At 51.9% G+C, this 24,212-nt stretch carries 19 protein-coding genes; 4 read left to right on the top strand and 15 right to left on the bottom strand.

Going from position 1 to position 24,212, the window contains the following annotated elements:
• Window positions 1–14: 14 nt before the first annotated feature.
• The 6 genes from NSU01_RS10185 to NSU01_RS10160 all read right to left on the bottom strand — a co-directional run bounded on the left by NSU01_RS10185 (window position 15) and on the right by NSU01_RS10160 (window position 6,264).
• Complete coding sequence (locus tag NSU01_RS10185) at window positions 15–1,694, bottom strand: ATP-binding protein (protein ID WP_052421756.1); 1,680 nt, start codon at window positions 1,692–1,694, stop codon at window positions 15–17.
• Window positions 1,695–1,922: 228 nt separating this feature from the next.
• Entirely contained in the window at window positions 1,923–2,615 is a 693-nt protein-coding gene (locus NSU01_RS10180) for an ABC transporter permease (protein ID WP_042135230.1), read from the bottom strand.
• Window positions 2,608–3,525, bottom strand: a complete 918-nt coding sequence (locus tag NSU01_RS10175; protein ID WP_042135228.1) for an ABC transporter ATP-binding protein — start codon at window positions 3,523–3,525, stop codon at window positions 2,608–2,610. The genes NSU01_RS10180 and NSU01_RS10175 overlap by 8 nt, the downstream gene beginning before the upstream one ends.
• 142 nt (window positions 3,526–3,667) lie before the next feature.
• Window positions 3,668–4,603, bottom strand: a complete 936-nt coding sequence (locus NSU01_RS10170) for a sensor histidine kinase (protein ID WP_042135226.1) — start codon at window positions 4,601–4,603, stop codon at window positions 3,668–3,670.
• Entirely contained in the window at window positions 4,600–5,343 is a 744-nt protein-coding gene (locus NSU01_RS10165) for a response regulator transcription factor (protein WP_076242851.1), read from the bottom strand. The genes NSU01_RS10170 and NSU01_RS10165 overlap by 4 nt, the downstream gene beginning before the upstream one ends.
• Before the next feature lie 21 nt (window positions 5,344–5,364).
• Entirely contained in the window at window positions 5,365–6,264 is a 900-nt protein-coding gene (locus NSU01_RS10160) for a DUF4362 domain-containing protein (protein WP_076242694.1), read from the bottom strand.
• Between the two features lie 429 nt (window positions 6,265–6,693).
• Here NSU01_RS10160 and NSU01_RS10155 point away from each other — a divergent pair, with 429 nt between their 5' ends.
• Window positions 6,694–7,683 carry a phosphodiester glycosidase family protein gene (locus NSU01_RS10155; RefSeq protein WP_076242693.1) on the top strand — a complete coding sequence of 330 codons (990 nt, stop codon included), beginning with the start codon at window positions 6,694–6,696 and terminating at the stop codon, window positions 7,681–7,683.
• A 6-nt stretch (window positions 7,684–7,689) separates the two neighbouring features.
• The gene (locus NSU01_RS10150; protein WP_042135223.1) at window positions 7,690–8,700 is read left to right on the top strand and encodes a bifunctional glycosyltransferase family 2/GtrA family protein; all 1,011 of its coding nucleotides are present in this window, start codon (window positions 7,690–7,692) and stop codon (window positions 8,698–8,700) included.
• Window positions 8,701–8,784: 84 nt separating this feature from the next.
• Here the strand turns inward: NSU01_RS10150 and NSU01_RS10145 are convergent, their stop codons facing one another.
• The 5 genes from NSU01_RS10145 to NSU01_RS10125 all read right to left on the bottom strand — a co-directional run bounded on the left by NSU01_RS10145 (window position 8,785) and on the right by NSU01_RS10125 (window position 16,031).
• Entirely contained in the window at window positions 8,785–11,931 is a 3,147-nt protein-coding gene (locus NSU01_RS10145; RefSeq protein ID WP_076242692.1) for an S-layer homology domain-containing protein, read from the bottom strand.
• 237 nt (window positions 11,932–12,168) lie between these two features.
• A complete protein-coding gene (locus NSU01_RS10140) occupies window positions 12,169–12,780 on the bottom strand; it encodes a phosphoribulokinase (protein WP_076242691.1) in 612 nt (203 codons plus the stop codon).
• Between the two features lie 142 nt (window positions 12,781–12,922).
• On the bottom strand, window positions 12,923–14,053 hold the full coding sequence (locus tag NSU01_RS10135) for a glycoside hydrolase family 88 protein (protein WP_336101518.1): 1,131 nt from the start codon (window positions 14,051–14,053) through the stop codon (window positions 12,923–12,925).
• Window positions 14,054–14,093: 40 nt separating this feature from the next.
• On the bottom strand, window positions 14,094–15,122 hold the full coding sequence (locus NSU01_RS10130; RefSeq protein WP_076242689.1) for an alpha/beta hydrolase family protein: 1,029 nt from the start codon (window positions 15,120–15,122) through the stop codon (window positions 14,094–14,096).
• A gap of 18 nt (window positions 15,123–15,140) precedes the next feature.
• Entirely contained in the window at window positions 15,141–16,031 is an 891-nt protein-coding gene (locus NSU01_RS10125) for a pectinesterase family protein (RefSeq protein WP_042135216.1), read from the bottom strand.
• A 73-nt stretch (window positions 16,032–16,104) separates the two neighbouring features.
• On the opposite strand from NSU01_RS10125, the gene NSU01_RS10120 reads away from it, so the two are divergent.
• Window positions 16,105–16,971, top strand: coding sequence for an AraC family transcriptional regulator (locus NSU01_RS10120; protein ID WP_042135215.1), 867 nt, complete (start codon window positions 16,105–16,107; stop codon window positions 16,969–16,971).
• Between the two features lie 32 nt (window positions 16,972–17,003).
• Here the strand turns inward: NSU01_RS10120 and NSU01_RS10115 are convergent, their stop codons facing one another.
• Window positions 17,004–18,461, bottom strand: a complete 1,458-nt coding sequence (locus NSU01_RS10115) for a glycoside hydrolase family 28 protein (protein ID WP_076242688.1) — start codon at window positions 18,459–18,461, stop codon at window positions 17,004–17,006.
• 18 nt (window positions 18,462–18,479) lie between these two features.
• Window positions 18,480–20,045, bottom strand: coding sequence for a glycoside hydrolase family 43 protein (locus tag NSU01_RS10110; protein WP_042135210.1), 1,566 nt, complete (start codon window positions 20,043–20,045; stop codon window positions 18,480–18,482).
• 200 nt (window positions 20,046–20,245) lie between these two features.
• Between NSU01_RS10110 and NSU01_RS10105 the strand changes: the two genes are divergently transcribed.
• Window positions 20,246–22,480 (top strand): AraC family transcriptional regulator, encoded by a 2,235-nt coding sequence (locus tag NSU01_RS10105; RefSeq protein WP_076242687.1) that lies wholly within the window; start codon window positions 20,246–20,248, stop codon window positions 22,478–22,480.
• Between the two features lie 116 nt (window positions 22,481–22,596).
• Here the strand turns inward: NSU01_RS10105 and NSU01_RS10100 are convergent, their stop codons facing one another.
• Window positions 22,597–23,037: a hypothetical protein gene (locus tag NSU01_RS10100; RefSeq protein ID WP_076242686.1), complete on the bottom strand. Its 441-nt coding sequence runs from the start codon at window positions 23,035–23,037 to the stop codon at window positions 22,597–22,599.
• A 506-nt stretch (window positions 23,038–23,543) separates the two neighbouring features.
• Window positions 23,544–23,804, bottom strand: a complete 261-nt coding sequence (locus NSU01_RS10095; RefSeq protein WP_042135206.1) for a hypothetical protein — start codon at window positions 23,802–23,804, stop codon at window positions 23,544–23,546.
• Window positions 23,805–24,212: the final 408 nt, after the last annotated feature.

The raw sequence follows: 24,212 nt of genomic DNA, 5'->3' as shown, positions 1-24,212 counted from the left end.
TGCTGTTTGTTAGGTTAAGCCTGTTCAACTCCCGCTTCCGCTTCAACCTCTTCCTTCACAAAAGGAAGCATGAACCGGAAGATCGATCCCCGGTTCTCTTCGCTCTCCACGAAGATCGTTCCGCCCATCAGCTCTACCAGCTGCTTGCAGATCGCAAGCCCTAGTCCGGTGCCGCCATATTTACGGTTAATGGACGGATGCAGCTGGGAGAAGGACTGGAACAGCAGGTTCAGCTTGCTGTCAGCAATACCTACCCCTGTATCACGGACAGAGAACTCCAGCAGGTATTCCGGCGAGGCCGGCAGCGGAATATTCTTCACCGACAGAGTCACGCTGCCCTGATCGGTGAATTTCAGCGCGTTGCCGACCAGATTGACGATAATCTGCCGCAAGCGGCTGGGATCGGTCGTGACAATATCCGGCACGCTGGTATCCGCCCACCAGCGCAGGGCGAGCTTCTTCTCCTCCGCCTTGGGAGTGAACAGATCAATGATGCCCTCCAGCATCTCACGCAGATCAAATCTCTCCGATTGCAGCGGCATTTTGCCGGCTTCCATCTTGCTGAAATCGAGAATATCATTGAGGATCTGCAGCAGACTGTAGCTGCTGCTGCGCAGAATCTCGGCATAGCTGCGCTGCTCTTCCTCCAGGTTGGTTTCCAGCAGAAGATCAGCCATCCCGATCATGCCGTTCATCGGGGTGCGGATCTCATGGCTCATCATCGCCAGGAAATCAGACTTGGCCTGTGCAGCCTGCTCAGCTGATTCCTTGGCCCGGAGAATCTCCCGTTCGTTCGTAATATCACTGAAGGAGACGACCACACCGCAGATCATGCCTTTATCCAGCAGCGGGGCAATCCGGTAGTTCACGAAGAAGCTGGTCCCGTCCTTGCGCCAGAAGATTTCATCCGCCTTGCTGCGGGTAACGCCATCTTGAATGGTGAGCCGGATGGGACATTCCAGCGGTGAATGCCGGGCTGCACTCCCGCGGATATAGTGAATCATTTCCATCATCGGCAGTCCGGCCAGCTCTGAAGGCTCATAGCCCAGCATTTCGGCCCCTTCACGGTTGATGAAGATCGTCCGGCCCAGCGTGTCCAGTCCGAAGATTCCCGCCGAGACGGAATTGAGAATCAGACTAAGCCGTCTATCCTCCGCCATCTCAAAAATAAACTCTGAAACCGGCAGTTCCTCCTCTGTCAGCAATTCCTCGTCCGTCAGGGGAGGGAAGTCCGCGCACTCAAGTCCAATGCGTTCAGCACCGGCAGATTCCTGTCTGCTCATGCGTTCCCAGCTTTGCAGCAGCAGAGAGAGCGGCCGGTTCCCGGTATCATGAATGATGGCAAATACACCGGCAATGCCTTCATCTGTATGAAGCGGCACATACCTTACAGAAACTGCATTACCCCCGGAATTCCCTGCTTTTACTCCGCTTTCTTCATCCGCTTCCACCATTAACCCGAAGCTGGATGTAATACCGGCCAGAGCAGATGCGAAATAGCCCTCGCCGGGAGGATGCATCCGGCATTCGATCAGCCTGGCTGCATCCTCTGCACTTAAGGTCCGGTTGCTGTCGGCATAACGCCCCTGTCTGTCCAGCACGATAATGAGATCCGGATGATGATCGAACAACGCTCTATAAGCACTTTCTTCAGAAAGTGCCCGGCCCAGGATAGAAGCCCAATCTTTATGCATGGCCCACCTCCTCTGCTGCTTCATTCCTGCTATATTATAGGACCGTAGATTGCGGAGAAACTCTGATTATGTAGAAATCTCTGAATTATTTACTATTATAACAAAAAAACCGCTATAGGTCGCCACAAAAACGCCGGATTGGAGCGCTTGTTCAACTAAACAGAAACAATGCCGCCCCTGAAGGGACGGCATTCATCTCATACAATCACAGCGGCTCAGCCTTGCCCGTCAGGCAACATCCTGATGCTCGATATTCCGGATCGACAGATACGCGATTCCCCCACCGACCAGCGCCAGCGAGAGTGAAATCCAGATCAGATTGCCCATCCGGAAGCTCCCGTTTCCGAAGCCGGATGAGATCAGCATGACAATCAGGACGGCGGAGACAATGGTAGCCGGTACGGATTTGCGGCGCATCCCGAAGTATAACGGAATCAGTGCAATGCCTGCCGCGTAGAGCGCATCCGTTCCGGCCTTCAGCAGGTTTGCGGTGATCAGATCCTGTGATACAGTACCCTGAATCACGTCAGACATGAAATAATCAATGCCGGTGAGGATACTGCTGATTGCAATATCAGACAGGAAAATGCTCAGGAACGTAAACAGAAAGACGATAATCAGCTTCGCAGCCAGCAGCATCTTGCGGGGAACCGGGTACATGAACAGCACAGTGATCGTATTATTCTTGTACTCGTCGATTACCAGCTTGCTTATCAATACGGAGGCGAAGATGATAAATGTTGCTTTTACAAAAACGAACACACCATCAAACAAATCAGGATACGTGCTGAATTCCCCTTCGTTAAGCGATGTAAAGGCGATAAGGACCATGAAGCCCAGAATGGCGAGATCGGCAATCAGCACACTTTTGAGAAAATTGAATTTGTTCTTACGCAGCTCCAAACGAATTAGCTTAAGCATTGTGGGCACCTCCCATCAGTTCTACAAAATGATCTTCCAGCGAATGATGTTTCTTGCTCATACTTTCCAGCTCCACATCTGCTTCGGCCAGCGCCTTGCTCAGCTCCAGCTGCGGAATATCATCATAGATCCGGATGGTGCGCGGGTCGAGCACTTTATAATTGGTTAAGCCCAGCTTATGCTCCAGGATGTAGACGGCCTTGGTGCACTCGCCTGTAATCAGCTCAATGTACTGTGTATTCTGGTTACGGATCGTATCCATCGCCAATTGCTCCACCAGCACGCCTTCGCGGATCACGCCGATCGTGTCGGCAATCTGTTCGATCTCGCCCAGAATATGACTGGAGATCAGCAGGGTCATGCCGTATTCCCGGCTCAGCATCCGGAACACCTCGCGCAGCTCCTTGATGCCGAGCGGGTCCAGCCCGTTGATCGGTTCATCCAGAATGAGCAGCTCCGGCTTGGTCATCACCGCTCTGGCAATGCCCAGCCGCTGCTTCATCCCCAGGGAGAATTGCTTCACCGGTTTCTTGTCCACTGCACTCAGCTTCACCAGCTCCAGCGCTTCCTCCATCGCTTGAACATCATAATATCCCATGTATTCACCATGCAGCGCCAGGTTCTCGCGGGCACTCAGCTTGTCGTAGAAGACCGGATATTCAATGATGCTGCCCATGCGCTTTAGCATTTCATAAGAGCGGGGGGTCATTTTGTCTCCGAAAAATTCAATCTCGCCCGCCGTCGGCTTCACCAGATTCGTAATCATTTTCATCACCGTCGTTTTGCCGGCGCCGTTGGGTCCCAGGAACCCGTAAATTTCACCCTGCTTAATCTCCATATTCACGCTGCGTACAATTTCCTTATCCTCATAGACTTTGGTTAAATCCCATGTCCGGAGTATCGTTGTCATGTCCGTTATCCCCTTTGACTTCTTCTTTGTCTTCCTGGTATTTATTCTACAGGGCGGAGTTTGCTTTTTTATTACTTGAATCTTACGAAATTCTTAAGCTGCGTAAGGATACGCAGACCGCCCCGCCAGAACCGGAATTATTTCAGAAGGTCAGCCGCTGAAAAGAAAGCGTAAATGCCGTCCGGACGTACGGCTTGCTGCTTAAGGAAATACGGCCGTTCATCTGCTCGGTGAGCCGCTTGGTGATGGTCAGCCCCAGGCCGCTGCCCTGGTAGTCGCGGTTGCGTGAATCCTCCAAGGTATAGAGCCGCTCGAACACCTTGTCCTCATGGCCTTCGGCAATGCCCTTGCCCCGGTCCCACACTTCTATACACACCTGACCGGCATCGCTGTACAGCTTCAGCCCCAGCGCCCCTCCGGCATCACCGTAGGCAATAGCATTCGACAACAGATTGGACAACACGCGGTCCAGCGCATCATCGTTGCCCATCATATAGAGCGGCTCATCCGGTATCTCGATCTGCACATCAGCACCTTTGGCACTGAGAATATCGTAGAAAGCAAGAATATTCCTGCGGCAGACCTCACCCAGCTCCACACGTGACAGCGGGATATCCCGGTCCCCTGACTCCAGCTTGGCCAGATCAAAGAAACGGTTCATCAGCGTAATGACTTCCCCCGCTTTGGCATGAATGGTACGCAGAATACGTTCCTGCTCTTCCGCTGGCATGTCTTTATCATGCAGCAGGGTCTCAATATACCCCAGCACCACCGTCAGCGGGGTCTTCAGGTCATGGGAGATGTTAGCCAGCATACTGCGCATAGACTTCTCCAGCCTGGCCCGTTCTACAGCTCCCTTATGATTGACATCCAGCAGCCGGTTCAGATCGGTCAGCAGGATTTGCAGCTCCGGACTGCTGCTCATCAGAAGCAGCCGTTCATGCGAGCCGCGCTCCACAATACTCTCCAGCTTGGTATGAATATATTTCAGCTGGCGTGCGTGCTGCCGCGAATGCATTACTTGCAGGACAAGGACCAGCAGAAGCAGCGCAATGATGATAATGAACAAGGCTGTCATTGCTGCATATCTCCGAGCTTATAGCCGATGCCCCACAGCGTTTTGATATATTCCGGATGAGAGGGATCGTCCTCAATCTTCTCGCGCAGTCTGCGCATATGTACATTAATTACATTCTCATCCCCGAAGTAGTCATCCTCCCAGACCAGACTGTAAATCTGCGCCTTGGTGAATACCCGCCCGGGGCTGCTGACAAACAGCTTCAGGATATGGAATTCCTTGGCGGTCAGCTTCACTTCTTCCCCGTTCTTCTGCGCCGAGAAGTTATCCAGATCGACCGTTAGTCCACGCAGCTTAATCACCTTCGATGCCGGCTGCGGCTCCTCCCCGGCAGACGCCTGACTGCCGGCGGCAGCCTGGCTCCCTTGCGCTGCGTACCCGGCCCGGCGGATCGCCGCCTTCACCCGTGCTGCCAGCTCAATCATCGAGAACGGCTTGGTGATATAATCATCTGCGCCGAAGCCAAGCCCCAGCGCCTTATCTACATCACTGTCCTTCGCTGACATAATCAGCACCGGCACAAGGCTCCCGCTGCGGATCATCTGCAGCACATCCGTACCGCTGCGCTTCGGCAGCATCAGATCCAGCAGTACCAGATCATATGACGGACCGCCCACAAACTTCTTCACCGCCGCCTCCCCGTCAAATGCCGTCTCCACCTCATAGCCCTCTTTAGTCAAATATGAACCTACCATTTCGCTGATTGCCTCATCGTCCTCAATCAGCAGCACCCGCTGCAGCATATTGAACCTCCTGTAATCCTATTTGACGCCGCCTGTAGCAGCAGGCAGCTGTAAGTAACTATCCCCGGCTTCTACAAGCCCGATAATGTAATCTGCGGCCTCCGTCATGGTCTTGCCATCCCTCCCGGTATCACATTCGCTCCAGGCATAATGCCGCTCGGCACTATTGATCAGCACCGTCAGATCATAGCTCTCATACGGCTTGAGGTTGCAGCTTGTACTAAGCTGCTTCTCCCCAAGATAATTGGACAGCACCAGCTTCCGGTAAATGCTCTGTCGGTCTTCAACCGGCAAGCCATAATCGCTGATTTCGATGACAGTACCGTCCAGCATATCTTTTACCAGGTTCTGATTCACCGTATTGATCTCATTCCTGAGATTAAACCCGTATTTGAGGATAAATTCAAATTTATCCTGCCGGCCCAGATCGAAGTCAACAGTGAGTATATCCTGATTCACGGCCTCTCCCTCGCAGCCCTTCAGGGAGTACTTCAACTGATGCTTCTCCTCCGTCCGTACAAGCTCATCACAGCTGTAAGTCTTCACTTCACGGGGTCCGAAGGCATCCTCAGTGGTATCATAACTCAGCTCCAGCCGTCCGCCTTTATACCGCGTTTCAATAAAGATCGGATCGCCTTCAATCGTATACTGCACTATCCGCTGGCTGCCGCTTCCCCGTTCCATGAAACTGTCCAGCTTGTCCAAATTGCTGATTACGCCGCCGTTAGAGGATATGACATCCTCCTGCTGGTCAATCTTGTGACTGATGGCGGATGAGCCGCCACCATCAAATAACGAGCAGCCTGTAACCAGAACCAGCAGAAGTAGCGCCGGAAGAGCTGCCCTGGACAACCTTTTGAACAGTACAACCATTATTCTCAGCTTGCACAGCAGTTTTGAGACAGGCTTTACTTTCACGGCTGATGACCTCCCTGAAATCATGATCGGATGGAGCTTTTGTTAAAGTATACCAATGCTGCGGACGCGATTCTACTACATTACTTTTTTATAAAATCATGCCCGTAATACAACATTTTGCTCATAAAAGCGGCCTTAATCCGGAATTGTTGTATGGAATGCAGCTTTTCCCCTCCTCTAAGCGGTTTATCCTGACAATTGTTGTATTTCCTGCAACAATCCTCCCGAACACCAGCTATTTGCAATGCCAAGTTGTAGTACGTACAACATTAATGCAAATACAGCTCAACAGATTAACACATCATCAACAGATCAACCCTTGGTTACTCGCACATTCCGTTCCCCGCAGATACCGCCAGTTAAGATTCATTTAAGGAATGGCACTTATCATGAGCCTTAAGAACTTAATTGAAGAGGTGGTGCTTCGGTATGAAGTCACGCAACACACGCAATACAGGCAACACTGCAATCCGTACCGGCAAACGAAAATTATTGATTATGATCCTCGTCATCCTCCTGTGCCTTGGCGCAGTGGTATATCGTCTGGCAGACCGTTATCTGATTGAGCATGTTGAGGTCGTCGTCACAGACGATACCGCCGGAACCGCTGGTACCGGCAGCACAGGCACAACAACAGCAGCAGCAACAACAGCTGACGTGAATGCAACATCGGATGACTGGAGCTACAGCAGTGACGATATCCAGGTAAAGATTGATCAGGTCCAGACGGGAAGCGGGTCAGACCAGATCACTTATTTTGTCGCAGATGTGGTCCTGAAGGATGCCGGCAGCCTGCGGTCCGCTTTTGCCGATAACAGCTTCGGTACGAATATTACGGAGGACACCTCGGTGATTGCCTCCGCTAATAATGCGATCTTCGCCATTAACGGAGATTACTACGGCTTCCGTGAAGACGGCGTGATTATCCGCAATGGAACCGTGTACCGGGATGATCCGGTGCGGGATGCGATGGCTCTGTTCGGAGACGGAACGATGCAGACCTATGATGAGGAGGAAGTCTCTTCGTCTGAGCTGCTGGCTGAAGGGGTTACGAACACCTTGTCCTTCGGACCGATTCTGATTCAGGACGGCAAGATCGTCAGTGATTTCAGCAGTGTCAAAATCGATAACAATTTCGGCAACCGTTCGATTCAGGATGCGAATCCCCGGACCGCCATTGGCATGATCGCCCCGAACCACTACGTGTTCGTTGTAGTTGACGGACGCAAGGAAGGCTACAGCCGCGGGATGACCCTTGCCGAGCTTGCTGATGTGATGGAAGGCCTCGGAGCTGCAGAAGCCTACAATCTGGACGGCGGCGGTTCCTCCACCATGTACTTCATGGGCCGGGTCGTGAATAATCCGCTGGGCAAAAACCAGGAACGCGGCGTCAGCGACATACTTTATATTAAGGAGTGAACCCGGATGACTGTACTAATCCCCGCCTATGAACCAGATGAACGGCTGCTGGATTTAATTGTGCAGCTGAACGAATATCCGCTAGGACCCATTATACTGGTCGATGACGGCAGCGGCCCGGCTTACCGGGGAATCTTCGAGCGGGCTGCGGCATTCGGCTGCACCCTCCTGACCCATAGGACCAACCTCGGCAAAGGTGCCGCCCTCAAAACAGGCTTCCGTCATATCCAGGAAACCGGACTGCACGGTAATGTGATCTGCGCTGATAGTGACGGACAGCATCTGCCCCATGACATCAAACGGATTGCCGAAAAGCTGCTGCTCCAGAGCAAACCCGGCATTGTTCTCGGGAGCCGCCGGTTCAGCGGAACCATTCCGCTGCGCAGCCGGTTCGGAAACACCGTGACACGCTCAGTCTTCGCACTAACTACCGGCACCAAAATCTATGATACCCAGACCGGCCTGCGCGGCTTCCCGTTCCAGATGCTGGACTGGCTGTGCCGGATTCCCGGCGAACGGTTCGAATATGAGATGAACATGCTGCTGAGCGCCCACAAAGAGGGTTATACTATTACTGAGGAGTATATCGATACCGTCTATCTGGAGGATAATAAATCCTCCCACTTCCGGCCGCTGATCGACTCCTTCCGGATCTATCTGCCGATTCTGATGTTCAGCACCTCCTCGCTGATCTCAGGCCTGCTGGACTTCGTACTGCTGTTCCTGTTCCAGAGCCTGACCCATAACCTGTTCCTGGCTGTCGCGGCCGCAAGATTATGCAGCTCAGTCTTCAACTACTCGGTAAACCGGAAGTATGTATTCAGCGGCAGCCAACAATCGCGCCTCCAGTCACTGCCCAAGTACTTCTCCCTCGTAGTCCTTGTGCTGCTGTTCAATTACGGGCTGCTCTACTTCTATAATGAGAAGCTGATTATCCCGCTGGTTGCAGCCAAGATTCTGACAGAAATCTCGGTCTTCGTATTCAGCTATTGGGCGCAGCGGAAGTTTGTATACTGAATTAATGCTACACGCAACAGAGCAGCGGCTCTCCTGTGACGGGAAGCGCTGCTCTGTTTTTTCATAGACTGCTGTATTCGTTTATTATTCCTTAGCCAAAGTAACGTCCAGGGGATCAACAAGCAGGCCCTCTTCAACTTTAAATTTACAATTTATTTCGATTCTATTAGGATGCTCGGCATCCCAATAGATGAATACATCGTATTCCCCATCCGGAAAATCAGCACCGAAAACCCCATTTTTCAGCTCAACTGTTTTGAGATAATCCTTTCCGCCAAGACCACTGCCTAATTCAATATAGCCGTCCGGCAGCGGGGTCCCATCATCATATTTCAAAGTGCCGGTAACATTATTAGATGGCAAATGAATTACAAGCTCTTGCGGATCAGACTGCCCGTCCAGCACCGAGAAACTATAATACGGGAATTTGGCATTGTAGATGGAGTACATTTTTTCCGCTAAAATAAGTACCCGGTATGAGCCATCAGGCAAATAGAAATCATACAGGCCATTCTTAATCGTTGCTGCATACAGAAGCGGTGAAGCAGTGCCAACCTCTGTGATCACTAATATACCATTAACATATGGAGTTCCGTCCTCATTATAGATCTTGCCTGATATTGCTAAAGGTACTTTGATATCAATAGGCCCTGAGGCAGGTTCACCATTAACAATCTTTATCTGTGTACGTAAAGGTATACTTTCTGAATCCTTAGTGTTCAGCGTCTGTATGCTATAGTCGCCATCAGGCAAATAAAGATTGAACTTACCAGCAGTAACATCAACCTTATAAAGCCCGGTATTCACTGCACCCATATTACTTATTTCCAGCCAGCCATCGTGCATCGGGGAACCATCCACGAAGCTAATACTTCCTTCAATTTTGGGTGGCAATGTTATATTCAAATTGCTTTTCCCGTCAATGACCTCAAATGAATGATTAATGGTTAATTGTTTGTTAGTTTCGCCATAGATTAAGACTTCTACATTATAATGACCGTCCGGCAAATATAAGTTAAACTTACCTGCTTGGATTTCGGCACTATACCAGGCAAGCGGTCCGCTGTCTAAGCGCTTTACAATAATTTCTCCATTCTCCACCGCGGTCCCGTCCGAATACTGCATCGTGCCCGCCTGCTGCTCAGGAATGAGGATATGCACCTCTCTATCTGCCTTGCCATTCATAACGTAAAACATATAGTAGAGTGAAATAATCTCCTGTGTAGTTGTGGAACGCATGGAGTAAATCTTGTAGGGCCCGTCCGGCAAATCTATAGAGAATTCACCATTCGTTAGTACAGTGCTGTAAATCATATGATCGCTGTCCCGTTCCAAATACAAGGTACCGGAATCGGCAGCCTTCCCGTCTGCACGCTCAATGACCCCTTGTACAACCCCATGATCTACAATGGGCGGTGTGGGTGCCACCGTTGACCACGGTGTGGATATCGGTGTAACTATCGGCCACGGCGATGGTGACGATGACGGCGAAGTCGCTGCTGTTGGTGTAGCTGATGAAACCGGCGTTGCTGCCGCTGTTGCTACCGGCGTTGCTGCCGCTGTTGCTACCGGCGTTGCTGCCGCTGTTGCTACCGGCGTTGCTGCCGCCGTTGCTACCGGCGTTGCTGCCGCTGTCGCTACCGGCGTTGCTGCCGCTGTCGCTATCGGCGTTGGCTTTGCTGTTGGTACCAGCGTTGGCTTCACTGTCGCTATCGGCGTTGGCTTCACCGTTGGTACCGGCGTTGGCTCTTCGGTTGGTTCCGCCGTTGGTTCAGGCGTTGGTGCTGCTGTTGGCGCCGGCATTTCTGCCGCACTGCCTCCGCCTCCGCCTCCACCCCCGCCGCCAACTAATACGGCCGCTGTTGGAGTTACAGAAGACGCAGCAGCCGTTTTATCAGAACCGGCTATATTGATTTTCACATCTGCCGGAACGTCGCTGCCCATGGTAATTTTCTCTGGCGCATTCTCTATTGTAATGCCCGAAGCGTTGACGACTGCATTCCCGATGTTGCCTTTACCTGAAATTTGTATACCGGCGTTCATTATCATAGACTTGATACTGCTGCTATTGCTCAATTTATTACTGCCCGCTGTTTTATCAACATTGACTGCCTCCACAGTGCCCCCGCTGATGTCAATGTTAAGACGTGATGCAAGAATATTCACAGCCTTGAAGTTACCTGTCAAAAGGATACGGGCATCCGCTGGAATTTCACGGGATAACGTGAGGGCGCTGATTGAAGCTCCGCTGAGTGTTTCTACGGCTGCAGCGGACTTGATCTGAAGATCATTGATTTGGGTCTTTCCTTCAGCAACCAGTCTTACACTGCCATCCTTCTTGTCAATACGCACAGAACCCAGTGTCGAATCCGCAAGATGAATACTATTCGCCCCGCCGCCTTCAATCGCGGTGTTACCTCCTACCGTTACATTCAGGAGATGCACATCGCCTTCAGCTATGCCTTCTCCCAGCAGCAGATCTCCAGTAATGTTCATATTACGGAGTGTGATACCTGGCACATTAATTACTACATCACTGTCTACTTCGGACATTCCCGACATCGGACCGTATGTACCCGGCGAATCATAGATGATTACATATTCCCCGGAATCTGCATCGGGCAAGGATAAAGCTCTATCCAGGATGACTACCGTTTCCGCACGGGTTGCATAAGCAAGCGGGCGAAAATTCCCATCGCCGGAGCCTGTCATGATCCCCTGCTCGCTTACAGCCCGGATAGCACTTTTGCTCCAATCAGGACTTCCGGCAATATCCTTAAACTCAGGAGCCGCAGCCGATGCTGTCAGCTTGAGCAATTTACTGATGATAACAGCCATTTCTTGACGGTTAATCTTCTGGTCCGGCTTAAAGGTCCCATCCGCATAGCCCTGAACGTAACCCGCGGCATTGGCCTGCAAAATACTTGAATAATACCACTTACTGCTGGAGATATCGCTGAAATTAACTTTCTTAGTCTCAGTGAACCCAAAAGCCCTATTAATCAAAACCGTTAATTCAGCCCGCGTGACCGGATGATCCGGCTTAAATTCACCATCCGGGTAGCCGGAGATCAGACCTTGATCCATCCACTTACTGATGTGCTCCTTCGCCCAGTTTCCGCTGAGATCCGATACATTACCCGCAAAAGCTGCGCCGGCCGGCAGTATGGATAGACATACAGCTAGTACTCCTGCGATTACTTTGTTCCTTACCCTTTTTTGAATGAACAAGCTAATACCCCCGACTATGTAGTTATAAAAGCGCACAAATTATAAGTTACCTTCCCTCATCTATTACTTAAGACCTATTAATCCGTTAAAATTATAGCATGATTCCGGTCAATGATTGGTAATATTTTCGGATTTTATTTTTTCCATTCCAAGAAGCAAAAAATGGCCCCAACTCTCCATTTCACCGGAAGGCTGGGGCCGTAGCTGTGTATGACTTTCTTTTCGCCGAAACTAAGCTTAATCTTGATTCCTGATTACAATATCGAACTTCTCATGATACGGATGCATGAATAATTCATACTGAATTCTGCGCTGTTCATGGGACTTCATTAAATACTGAATATCCGTCCCCCGCTCAGCCACATCACGGATTCCCCTTCGCCTCAGCTCGGTCTCCCCATCCGTATATAAGTAGACTTTGAGATCATACAGACTTGGGTCCGTAAAAGCCACGCTCATGCCCTCTACAATATTAATCCTGTTGTCAGAAGATAACAGCGCACTCTTGCTATAATGCGTACCGATGGTATACAGATCCAAGCCGTCCCGCAGCATACGGATGTCTCGCTCCAAAGCAGCCACGTTATGGGCGGCAGGGTGACAGGCGGTCATTTTATCACGATATTGTTCATTGTTATATTCGTAGTCAATCCTTGCGTACCGCCTAAGATCAGATCCGATAATGTAGGGGTCAGTATTGAGAACATTCAAGTTCTCCTGCCCCAAAAGAGTGATCAGATGATGGGCAAACGTCGTCTTTCCCGATGCCCCATGACCCGAAATCCCCACGATCACTCTCTCTGCCTGACTGTTAATCCACTCAGCTATTCTGTGCAATTCCTGATTCATAGCTTCCTCCGCATGTCCTCTATTAGAAGTATCCAATATCCTATACTATCACAAAAGGCGGACCGGGATCGGCTGCTATTATAACGATGTTGACGCTCAATTCACCGGTATTCATGTATTCGTCTGCTCCGACAGCAGCAGCCTATTGCCCGTCAAGGTACTTCTCCACCTCAAGGGAAGCCAGCAATAATGGCGCAACACCCATTGGCGCATCAGAGACTATCGCCTCAGAAATGTAGTAATCATAGGAACCGTTCCGGTCCTTGCTGAGTCCTGCCCCGTGGCAGATCTGATGCAGATGAACGCCTTGTTCATCTTCGGTAACCAGATGCGTGAGGATGCCCTCATAGCCTTTCAGCATCGCTTCCTTGAACGAAGGCTCCAGATAACGCAGCCGCAGCGCTTTGGCCATCGCATAGACGAACATGCAGGAGCCGGTGGCCTCGAGGTAATTGCCTTTGCGCCCTGCCTGATCTAGCACCTGATACCACAGGCCGGTCTCCTGGTCCTGAACCTCAAGCAGTGCACCGCACATCCGCTGGAAAATCCCGATGATCGTTCCCCGCTGCGGATGGGTGACCGGGAAATGCTCCAGACAGTCCACGGCGGCCATGGCGTACCAGCCCATCGCGCGGCTCCAGAAGTGGGAAGAGAGGCCGGTGGTCGAGTCCGCCCATTCCTGCTCTTTGGATTCATCCCAGCCGTGATAGAGCAGGCCGGTCCGCGGGTCACGGGTCCGGCGCTCAATCAATAGCAGCTGAAGAGCAGCTTCATCTATCAGCTCGGGACGCTGAAATACGGCCCCGTATTCGGCAAGAAACGGCGAAGCCATATATAGTCCGTCCAGCCACATCTGGAAAGGATACACCTTCTTATGCCAGAATCCCCCTTCTGAAGTTCGGGGTTGCCCAATAAGCTGCGCCGCCAGCAGATGAGCCGCTTCAGCGTAACGCGCTTCCCCGGTCTGCGTGTACAGGTAGAAGAGATTCTTACCCTGGTTGATCTGATCCAGGTTATATTCCTCCAGCGAATAGGAGCGGATCGAGCCGTCCTCCCCGATGAAGCTATCCATATGCCGCTGCATGAAGGAGAGATATTCGAACTCCCCATGCTGCACACCGGCGCGGGCCACTGCCATCAGCAGCATACCGGGCACATAGGCCCAGCGCTCCAGGACATACTCATGTTCCCCGTGTTCATTGCATTGACTGATGAAGGTATCCGCGATTCTGCGGGACAAACCTGACGTTGTTGTTTCTGTGATAGACATCATTATTCCTCCTGTCGCTTATGTTCCAAGCCTAAGTCTGAGCTCAGGCACCGGCAAGCTGCTTCCGCAGCCAGGCATACGCCGGCTCCCCGTGTATTTCATGCCCTCCAACAAAAAAATCCGCCTCCACCTGTCCGCCATGCCCCGCTGCGTTATAGATCGCCTCCAGCCGGTCCAGGGCTTGCTTCGCGCCAGCCGGACCAAACAAAGGGTCGGCATCTCCCGACTCCACGAACAGGCCGCGAGGTGCAATTAACCCAAGCAGATCAGGCATTTCCGCTTCCAGCAAAATGCCCGGAATATAATTATCCAGACAATGATTCCGCGTCAGTATACTGTCCGCAAACGTATTGGCATACCCGCTGACGACCGCACAGGTGAGCCTCTGATCCAGTGCAGCTGTGAAGCCTGCGACCAGCCCGCCGCCGGATATGCCCATAATGCCTACTCGTTCACCGTTAACCTCTTCCCGCGTCAGCAGATAGTCGAGCGCCCGCATACTTTCATAGATCCGGTAGCCTGCCATCGTCTGCCCCGCCATCAGCAGCGCGGAGGATAGGCGGAAGCAGGAATTACGCCCGGGCTCACCGCTCTCCATATCCTCTGCCAGCCGTCGGCCGCCGAATCCTAGCACCTCGGGAGCAGCGACCACGAAGCCCTGCTTCACCAGCGAGACGGCAAAATCCTTATGCAGCCCCGGGTCACCCTGCCGCTGCGAGCCGTCCGGATTGAGGCCGGTAATCTCACGGCTGCCGTAGCCATGCCCATGAATAGCCAGAACAGCCGGGCAGGGAGAGGATAACGGCTGCCCCGGAATCAGAAGATACATAGCCATTCTAAGTCCTTCATAAGTGGTAATCTCCACACGCTCACGTATATATCCGTTACAGGCTACCCGCTCAAGCAGCACAGGTGCAAGCGCTGCCCGTTCCTCCGGAAAGCCGCCAAGCCGTCCGGTAAAGCTTGCAGTAAGCTTTGCCCGCCACTCCCCGTGTGGAATGTCCTCACGGAAGGCAGCGTCCTGCGCTGCGGAAGCGGTCAATTGCTTCATATATTGTTCCAATGATTCCATCAGGGTTCCTCCTGGTTCTTAATAGCCTTCAGGATGCCAGCCGTCCAGAACGGTCAGAACCCGGTACTCCGCAGCTTCCTCTGCAGTTAACTGGCGCGACCATGCAGCGCGGCTCTCGGGACAGGCCCCTGGCCCGCTGCTGCCGTATTCTTCATAACGGCTGGTCTGCTCCCTGTCCGGCTGCCCCCAGTTATGCCAGCCTTCGCCGGTAACCGATTCGTCCATAACCGTACGGATGAAGGCTACATGTGCATAAGGCCGCCAGGGCCGTCCGAGATACACCTCACTGACCCCTTCGCCGCCGGTAATCCGGCAATTCAGGAATACATAGCCGAATGCAGCTCCCTCCGGTGTTGAAGCGGCTGTAATATAACCTCTGGACCGCTTATTGTGCAGATGGCAGCCCTCAAACAACGCCGTGGCGGCACCGAAAATATAATCAACATCGCCTTCAATATAGCAGTCGTTGTAGTATTGCTTGCCCTGCCCTGTATAGAGTGTATCCTGGTCACCCAGCAGACGAACACGCCGGAACACCGCCTGTCCGGCATCAACAAAGGCGGCCACCGCCTGTCCGGTTCCCGGACCGGAAGCGTTCCGGATGGTCAGATTCTCGGCTGTGAAGCCTTCCGCGAACACATTCAGGGTGCCGCTGCGGAAGGTACCGAGCGGTTCACCGTCCGCTCCCAGAGTGTGGGCATTATCATTCCAGGTAATCACGGTGGAATGCGGGTCCTCCCCCAGCAGCAGAATGGGCGGGGCTTCACGGACGATTGTAATCTTTTCCTCATAAATGCCGGGCTTGATCCGGATGGTTACGGCCTGCTTCTGCTGCGGCGGAATGGAATCCAGCGCCTCCTGCAGACTGCTGTATCCTTCCCCCGGACTCTTCGATACTGTAATTAACATGTGCGGCTCCTTTCATGGCGACCTCTATTTATTCTATAATAACCGTAACGGTTCATATGAGAAGAGGAGATTTATGACCAGCGTGACTAGCCCTAATCCGAAATATCATATAGAAGAAGGACGGTTCAGCATTCAGCATATGAAGCGCAAAGGCATCACTGCGATGCCGCGCCCCCACAGCCATGAACTCACCGAGCTGTACTATCTGACAGAGGGTGAGCGCGTATACTTTGTGGATGACCGGGTCGTTACGGTTCACAAGGGCGAGCTGATTCTGATTCCCGGCCGGGAGCTGCATGCTACTGCAAGCTCCGAAATGGCCGAATTCGAACGGATTCTGATCAATTACGACCCTGATCTGCTGCCCCTTGTGCTGCAAGGTGAAGCCTTGTGGTTTCAGAACCACCGCTACCGTCTGTTCAGGCTGACCCTGCGCGAACAGAATGAGGCGGAGACACTGCTGAACCGTATTTTGGAGGAAGCACGTGTTCAGCGGCCATTGTATGAAGCCATCATCGTAACTTTGTTCACCGAGCTGATGATTCTGCTCCAGCGCTCGGAGAGTACGACACAGGCCGGCGGAACGAAGCACCCGCTGCATCATCTGGTAACCGATGTCGCCACTTACATCCGGGGCCATCACCGCGAAGCGCTTACGCTGGAAGAGACTGCCGGACACTTCTTCATCAGCCCGTCTTACCTGAGTCGCGTCTTTCACCGCCTGACCGGGTTTCATTTCCGTGAATACATTGTTCATGTCAGAGTCCGTGAGGCCCAGCACCTGCTGGCCGGAACCTCCGCCAAGATTCAGGAGATCGCCTCCACAGTCGGCTTCGAGCATCTGTCCCACTTCAATAAAACTTTCAAAAGATCAACCGGGCTGACTCCGCTCCAATACCGCAAGGCATCCAGGTCGCGGGCGTCGTCCAAGTCTGAATGAAGGATAGAAGAATAGCGTGCCTCTCCCGGACATTAGCCTGGGCTCTCCGTGATCACGAGTTCTCCGGACCGGATGAGCTCTACATGGCTGCATTTATGCATCTTCACGGGCTGTGCTTCCTCTGTCCTTAGCCGGATCCGGTCCAGCTTCAGATTGCTGGCGTACCGCAGAACCATTCCCCGCTTGCTTATGGCGCTGAAATTCTCCACCGTCAGCTCAGCAAGCGGCATCTCCGGCAATCCGTTCACCAGCAGCGCAGTTGCCGCACCATGGCAGGTGATATTCCGGAGTGTGATATTCCGGAACTGCGGAGTCTCCTCCGTAACGGGGAAGGACTGCTCATCGTAGCCTTCAGAGCCCTCAACTCCCGCATAGAACATATGGAAAGAAACCGCCTCATGGATAATGCCTGTCATCCGGATATTCTCCATCCGGATATCCTCTACTATGCCGCCTCTTCCCCGGGCGCTTTTGAAGCGCAGCCCGATGTCCGTGCCGATGAACAGGCAATCGCTGACTCTGACCGCATGCACTCCGCCCGACATTTCACTGCCGATCACCACTCCGCCATGTCCGTGATATACCGTACAATGCCGGATGGTAATATATTGGCAGGGCATCCCTGCTCTGCGGCCTTCCTCATCTTTGCCCGACTTCAGGCAGATGGCATCATCCCCTACATCGAACCGGCAATGCTCCACAAGGGCATGTGTGCAGGACTCCAGATCCAAGCCGTCCCCATTCTGTGAGTACCATGGATTACGCACCTGGATGTGCCTGACGGTAACCTGCTCACAGCCCATAGGATGAAGGCACCAGGCAGGTGAATTCTGGAAGGTGGCTCCCTCCAGCAGCACCCGCTTGCAGTTCCGCAGGCTTAGCAGTGCAGGACGCAGATAGGCCCGGGCAGGCAGATAAGCTTCCATTTCAGTCTGCCCTTCCTCCAGCAGCCGCCGGTAGTAGGCCTCTCCCACCAATGCTTCTCCAGAAGGCCACCACATCTCATTCTGCTCATCCAGTACTCCCCCGGAGGCAATCAGGCTCTGCCACTGGAGTTCCGTCATCTTGAAGCGTTTCACCGGGCGCCAGGCCTCGCCGCTTCCATCGAATATCCCTTCGCCGGTAATGGCTACATCACTGAGAGCTTCCCCATCCAGCGGAGCCTGACAGCGCCAGCCGGCATTCCCCTCATAATGGGAGAAGAGCAGCGGATACAGCGCGAAGTCCGGTTCGAAACATACGAGTGCCCCGCGCTCGGCATGCAGATTAATCCGGCTGTGCAGCGTCAGCGGTCCCGTACGCCATATTCCCGGCGGGATGATGACCGTTCCGCCTCCTGCAGCAGCGCAGGCATCAAGCGTATCCTGTATGGCAGCAGTGCGCAGCAGCTCTCCGCCTGCTGCGCCATAATCTGTAATCCTGAACGTCCGCTCCGGAATTCGCGGCAGTTCAGGTACAGGATAAGGATTGGAATCCTGCTGGCTGTTCATAGGCCACTTCCCTCCTGTCTATTCAATTTCTTCATAGCTGAACCAGTCGAAATCGGCATAATTGGTGCTTGGCGCCCCTTGGGAACTCGCATACATGCCAATGTACGCTCCTGTGAATCCTCCGGCCAGGTCCGTGCTGAGCACTCTTCCGTCAGCCCGTTCATGCAATGCCGTCCATGAGCCGAATTCGTCGGCTCTATAATAGAAGCTGTAGTCCTGTCCTCTGGCCTCTGCCTTAAGCTGCACCTTGTCCTGCGGATAAGGCGCCGATGCCAGCAGCCGCTCGTCCCCTCTGCTGCGCACAATCAGCTGCAGCACCTGCTTCCCGTCCTCCAGCTTCAATTCATAGCGGAAGTGGTTGTCCGCATTCTGGATCAGGGCAAGTCCGGCGGTTTCACCTGGTGCCCCCGGTTTGAAGACCATTTCAGCTTCTGCTCTGAAGCTTAAGTGCTGCTGGCGTCTTCCAATGAAAGACGGATTGCTGATCTCTGTCAGCTGCTCCGGCTTGAGCTGCAGCCGCAGATGTCCCGGACGTTCAGTGAGGCTCCAGAATTCCCCGCGCGGTGTCCGCAGGAAGTTCCAGATGAGACTGAGTCCGGCTGCATCGAAATCATCACGCGCAGGCAGCTGCGGCCACTTCGTTTCCGGCAGATCAGGCGCTGCCGCTTCCAGCTCCAGCACGCCTTTGCCCGGATTCACTACAGGCCATTCATTCTCCCATTTCACCGGGGTCAGGAACGTTTCACGCCCGAGGTTGCGGTAATAGCCGCCGCAGGTCCGGGAAGCAAGACAGAACATCCACCAGTCTCCATGCTGCGTCTCCACCAGTTCTCCATGGCCGACATTCACGATTGGATATTCTCTGCCGAGATGGCGGTGGGTCAGAATAGGATTCGCTTTATGGCCTTCATAAGGGCCGGTCACGTTCCGGCTTCTGGCAATCGTGATAGCGTGGGTATGGCCGGTGCCGCCTTCGGCAATCAGCACATAATACCAGCCGCCGATTTTGTAGACATGGGGTCCCTCCTGCGCATGCCCCACCTTAAGGGCACCTTGCCAGATGCTGAGCTTCGGACCTGTCAGCTTGCCTTGCTCCAGGTCAATCTCCTGCAGCCAAATGTCCATATGCTTCGGATAATCCTGGCCTTCGGGAGGAACACGGTTGCCGGTGTAATATACCTTGCCGTCTTCATCGAAGAACAGGGAGGAATCGATACCCGGTGCATCCTCCAGCCAGACCGGATCTGACCAGTCTCCGGCCGGATCGGCGGCAGTCACATAGAAATTATGCTGATCCTTATTATTGTCCACGTAGGTTGTAATCATATAGAAGAGACCTTGATGATAACGGATGGTAGGGGCCCAAATGCCCATCGACGGAATCGTGTGGTCCAGATTAAGCTGGGACGGACGGTCAAGCACATGGCCAAGCTGGCGCCAGTTCACCAGGTCCTTGCTGTGGAAGATAGGAACACCGGGGAAAAATTCAAAACTCGACGTGACAAGATAATAGTCCTCACCTACGCGGATAGCGGAAGGGTCAGGGTAAAAGCCCGGCAGCACCGGATTGCGGAAAGTTCTCAATACAGAAATCCTCCTTCAAACGAGCAAAATGTAAGCATAACCAATTATAGTTCGTATAAGTTTAACTTTCTTGCTCTTTCTATGCTCTTTTTCCCGTTTTTTATACTTTCATGCTATTTTGGTCTATCTCCCTTCTTGTCAATGAATAGCTTGTCCCACTAGAATAGGTGTAGTAGGATTTACATAAAGGGGCGATCATCTTGGGAAAGAGAAAGAAACTGTATACCCGCTTTTTTATGAGCCTGACCCTGATCTCTGTCTGCTGTATTCTGGTACTGGCTATGGCGATATTCTACTGGTACCGGAATATTTCGATTGATAATGTCGACAAGGCTAACCAGAATGTGCTGTTAAATACTGAAACCGTATTCACGAACTATAAGGAAATTGTTCAGAACTATACGATGGACTTCTATGCCAACCCGAACATCAGTGCCCTGATGCGGAGCGGAGAGACGGACTGGAGTGACCAGCTCTACAGTGTCTTAAGCCAGATTCGCGGTGCGCTGGTCGTTAACCAGTATCTGGAGAACGCCTATATCTTCGGGGAGAAGGAACCTTCTGTCATCTATGAGAACATGCCGCTAAGCCCGGAAGCCAAGCTGGAGCTGGCCCGGAGGATGCGGAGCAGCCGTATTATTGAATCTCCCTTTGTGTGGCAAACCACCCAGAACAACGGCACGCCTGTCACCCTGCTGACCGTCTTTTATAACGACCGGGCCTTTGCAGACAGCGAATATTACGGCGCAGTTGCGCTGACGGTCAATCTCGCCAAGCTCCAGAACAATCTGTTCACTCAAAAAGAAGGCGGAACTACACGTTATGCCGTCATTGACCGGAATGGCGAAATTCTCATGCACAGCACACTCTCCGGCAGCACCTTACATCCGGAGATGCTGAAGCAGGTCGCTGCCTCCACCTCTGAAAGTGGCTCCTTCGTCTATAAGGGCAACGGAGACAAGCAGCTGATTACTTATGTGTATTCCGCGCAGGATAAGCTGTGGTTTGTATCAGAGATGTACTATAAAGACAGCATCCGTGAGCTTGCAAATGCCCGCAATCTGATGATTGGCCTCTGCCTGGCTCTAATACTGGCTGCTGCTCTAACTGCCAACCTGATTTCCCGGCAGATCTATAAACCGATCGGCAGGCTGTTTGGCAGCATCGCTAATATCTCCGGCAATGAAGAAGCCTTGAAGGCCGGCAGTGACCTGGATACCGTGAATCTGGAGCTGGAATCTATAGGTGTGAAGCTGGCACAGCTCAAGAAGGAGAGCGACGGCAGTGCCCTGATGCGCTGGCTGCTCTCCCCGCGCGGTGCGGCAGACCCCTCCGGCGTCCTCCCGATGATGGGCATCGGCGCAACGGAAGGTGCTTATTGTATCTGTGTACTGGCCGTGCTGGAACCGGGACAGACCGGGAATGCCCCGGAACCTGTACAGGAAGTCATTCACCGGATTCAAACTGCATTCTCGGAGCTGGCCGAGGTTCAAATCTTCCGCCCCCATCAAGGGTCGGCCGTCCTTATTCTGAGTGAGCTCTATAGCGGAAGCTTCGGGGATTATGCCCATTACCGCAGTACATGGGAGGAGCTCGCTGCACTATGCCTTAAGTCCGGCGGCCGCTGCGCGTTCGGCATCAGCGGGCTGGAAAGTGATCTGGGCCTGCTGAAGTCCAAATACGCTGAAGCGGCAGACTGCATGCAGTATCTTAAATTCCATGCACAGCAGAATATCATATTCGCCGACGATACCGTCCATCTGAACAGCAGCCCGGTTCCAGACAGTGCGCTTGAGCCGGTACTGCAGGCGGTAAAACAGCCGGAGCTGGCCAGCCACATCCCGCAGGCTGTGGAAAGACTGCTGGCGGTAGCCTGCAGCTACCGTGCAGAGTCTGCTACCGTTGCTGTATCAAGGCTTGCCTTTGAGCTGAACCGTACGGCAGATCTGAGCAGCGGGGGCAACCGCCATTCCGGCTTTCTGGATGATTATCAGCAGGTCTGGCAGATTCAGAGCTATGACAAGCTGCGCGAGTGGATTGAATACAGCTGCAGCGCAGCCGTGGGCCGGATTGTCAGTATGAGTGCGGTGCAGACCCGGAGCATTGCCGCTGAGGCTGCCGCTTATATTAGGGAGCATTATAACGACCCCGCCCTGTCGCTTAATGCGCTGGCCGAGAAGCTGTCAGTCAGCCCTGCCTACCTCAGCAGGCTGATTGCCGAAGAGGTGGACAGCAGCTTCCCGGATTTCGTCAACCAGCTGCGGCTGGAGCAGGCAGAGCTGCTGCTGGTCACGGATCTTACGCTCGATATCCGCGAGATTGCCGGCCGGGTCGGATATAACAGCAGCACTTATTTTACAACCCAGTTCAAAAAGCGTTATGGCATCACACCGTCCAAGTGGAGAATGAATCATATTCTGCAGTCGCAGGAGTAGTGGGGGCTGGAGAGGGATGGATAGGGGGAATGCAACCAGCGGCAGCCAAGGACGGATGAAGTCCTGGGCTGCCGCTGGTTTGTTAAAAGAAGTTTTTCACTCCTTATGAATAAGGTTTACTTCTCCCAAGGGAATTTAAACCCGCCTAATCCATATGTACTATTAATTTGTTTAATATAATCTTGTTTATCAAAGTGAAACGTTTTTGAGTTATTCATTAACTGTTCTCTGCCATCAATGAAAGTCCAAGTTACAATGTCTTTATTCATTTCAATAAATGAATATACTGCCCCACACCCCAGATCAGCACATGCAGGGCATATATATATTGAATTCTTTCCATTGGGGAAATCTGGCTGACTCAATAATATCAACCTTGAAATGTGTTTTTGCTGAAAATCCTCACTGCCCCACCCTAAACATGATACAAAGTCATAATGCTTAGCATACCTATCATATAAGGAATGTCCGTCAACTATAAAGTCCGCAAAACGTATGGGTCCCGGATAACCATCTCTTAGACGCATTTTAAATTCAATTTCCGATTTTTTAATCATCCTCACCTCTTATAATAAGTGCTCATGGAATCAATCTGATTTTATCAATAGTTTATTGAAAATTTGTGTTACCTCTGCATATCCGACGCTCCTAGTGCCCTCCTGCGTAAGAGTACCCATTAATTATTGCGGACTAGGTCCAGCTTTAAGCCATAACACGTCATACCCCATATTCTCAAGTATTTCTAACCCATCACTGAACTCAATTCTGTTTGATCCATTCCACCCATTTTCCAGACCATACACTATAAACTGCTTCACTACTCCCGGGTAATTTAAGTTAAAATCTTCAATATCATCCGAGGCCGTCTTCTTTAAGTGAGCACCAACTAGCAGAGGACTTCCTGAGATTGGGTCATCCTCTTCATATATTCATCACCTATTGGAAATTCTCCGTTTGCAACATAATCTTCTTATCCAAACTCCAATCATTCTTAGCCAGATCCAAAGCTGCGTTCTTGATCAAATTTTCTATTACAAACACTTCAGTTATGTGAGTCTTCTTCCTACTTCCCTCTTACAGCATCTATAATAGCTCTCTTCACATCATCACGGATTAAATGTATAGATTTAATAGACACATCCAATTTTTCTAGAGTTGTATCATTGTACAGCTGCTTTTCACCAAGTGAATTAAGCTCGCCAACCAGTTCGTCACCTAAGGATGGGAGCCCGCTCCGAACCTCTATTATGGAGAAATCATGGTCTTCAGTCTCTACAGCAAAAATCCCTAAACGCCGATACTCTGTATGCACACGACCTCTCATTATTTTATCTCCCTTCAAATTAAAACAATTGAAATTATTTATCTTTTTCTATGCGTAAAAGGATTATTTCCCTATGAACGATTGTGGATTTTGCCCAAATCTGTCGGCTTATCCTAACTAACTCTCATACCTTTTACACGGTACAGGTCTGTAAAGACTTAAATGTTGTACATATTACAACTCGGCGACCTATATACCCGGGTGTTTGGGCAGATTGTTGTATGAAATACAACAATTGTCCTGCTAAACCGCCCGGAGGAGGAGAAATGCTGCATTTTATACAACAATTTTGATTTACAGCCGAGATTTTGAGGAAAATGTTGTATTTTATGCAGGATTTTCGCGCCAGCCCCATGCTTTCTTCCTCAAGTCTATCATTTAACTTTTCAATCCACCATTTCATTCTCC

The organism is Paenibacillus sp. FSL H8-0259 (assembly GCF_037963255.1).
Lineage (GTDB): Bacteria > Bacillota > Bacilli > Paenibacillales > Paenibacillaceae > Paenibacillus_AQ > Paenibacillus_AQ phytohabitans.
This window is presented reverse-complemented; position numbering and strand designations above follow the sequence as displayed.

Bases quoted from the DNA above. Each gene is read 5' to 3' on its own strand.
- NSU01_RS10120 (WP_042135215.1), top strand. From the start codon at position 16,105: ATGACCAGCGTGACTAGCCCTAATCCGAAATATCATATAGAAGAAGGA.
- NSU01_RS10140 (WP_076242691.1), bottom strand. From the start codon at position 12,780: ATGAATCAGGAATTGCACAGAATAGCTGAGTGGATTAACAGTCAGGCA.
- NSU01_RS10150 (WP_042135223.1), top strand. From the start codon at position 7,690: ATGACTGTACTAATCCCCGCCTATGAACCAGATGAACGGCTGCTGGAT.
- NSU01_RS10155 (WP_076242693.1), top strand. From the start codon at position 6,694: ATGAAGTCACGCAACACACGCAATACAGGCAACACTGCAATCCGTACC.
- NSU01_RS10135 (WP_336101518.1), bottom strand. From the start codon at position 14,053: ATGATGTCTATCACAGAAACAACAACGTCAGGTTTGTCCCGCAGAATC.
- NSU01_RS10125 (WP_042135216.1), bottom strand. From the start codon at position 16,031: ATGTTAATTACAGTATCGAAGAGTCCGGGGGAAGGATACAGCAGTCTG.
- NSU01_RS10115 (WP_076242688.1), bottom strand. From the start codon at position 18,461: ATGAACAGCCAGCAGGATTCCAATCCTTATCCTGTACCTGAACTGCCG.
- NSU01_RS10185 (WP_052421756.1), bottom strand. From the start codon at position 1,694: ATGCATAAAGATTGGGCTTCTATCCTGGGCCGGGCACTTTCTGAAGAA.
- NSU01_RS10095 (WP_042135206.1), bottom strand. From the start codon at position 23,804: ATGAGAGGTCGTGTGCATACAGAGTATCGGCGTTTAGGGATTTTTGCT.
- NSU01_RS10100 (WP_076242686.1), bottom strand. From the start codon at position 23,037: ATGATTAAAAAATCGGAAATTGAATTTAAAATGCGTCTAAGAGATGGT.
- NSU01_RS10170 (WP_042135226.1), bottom strand. From the start codon at position 4,603: ATGACAGCCTTGTTCATTATCATCATTGCGCTGCTTCTGCTGGTCCTT.
- NSU01_RS10175 (WP_042135228.1), bottom strand. From the start codon at position 3,525: ATGACAACGATACTCCGGACATGGGATTTAACCAAAGTCTATGAGGAT.
- NSU01_RS10180 (WP_042135230.1), bottom strand. From the start codon at position 2,615: ATGCTTAAGCTAATTCGTTTGGAGCTGCGTAAGAACAAATTCAATTTT.
- NSU01_RS10130 (WP_076242689.1), bottom strand. From the start codon at position 15,122: ATGGAATCATTGGAACAATATATGAAGCAATTGACCGCTTCCGCAGCG.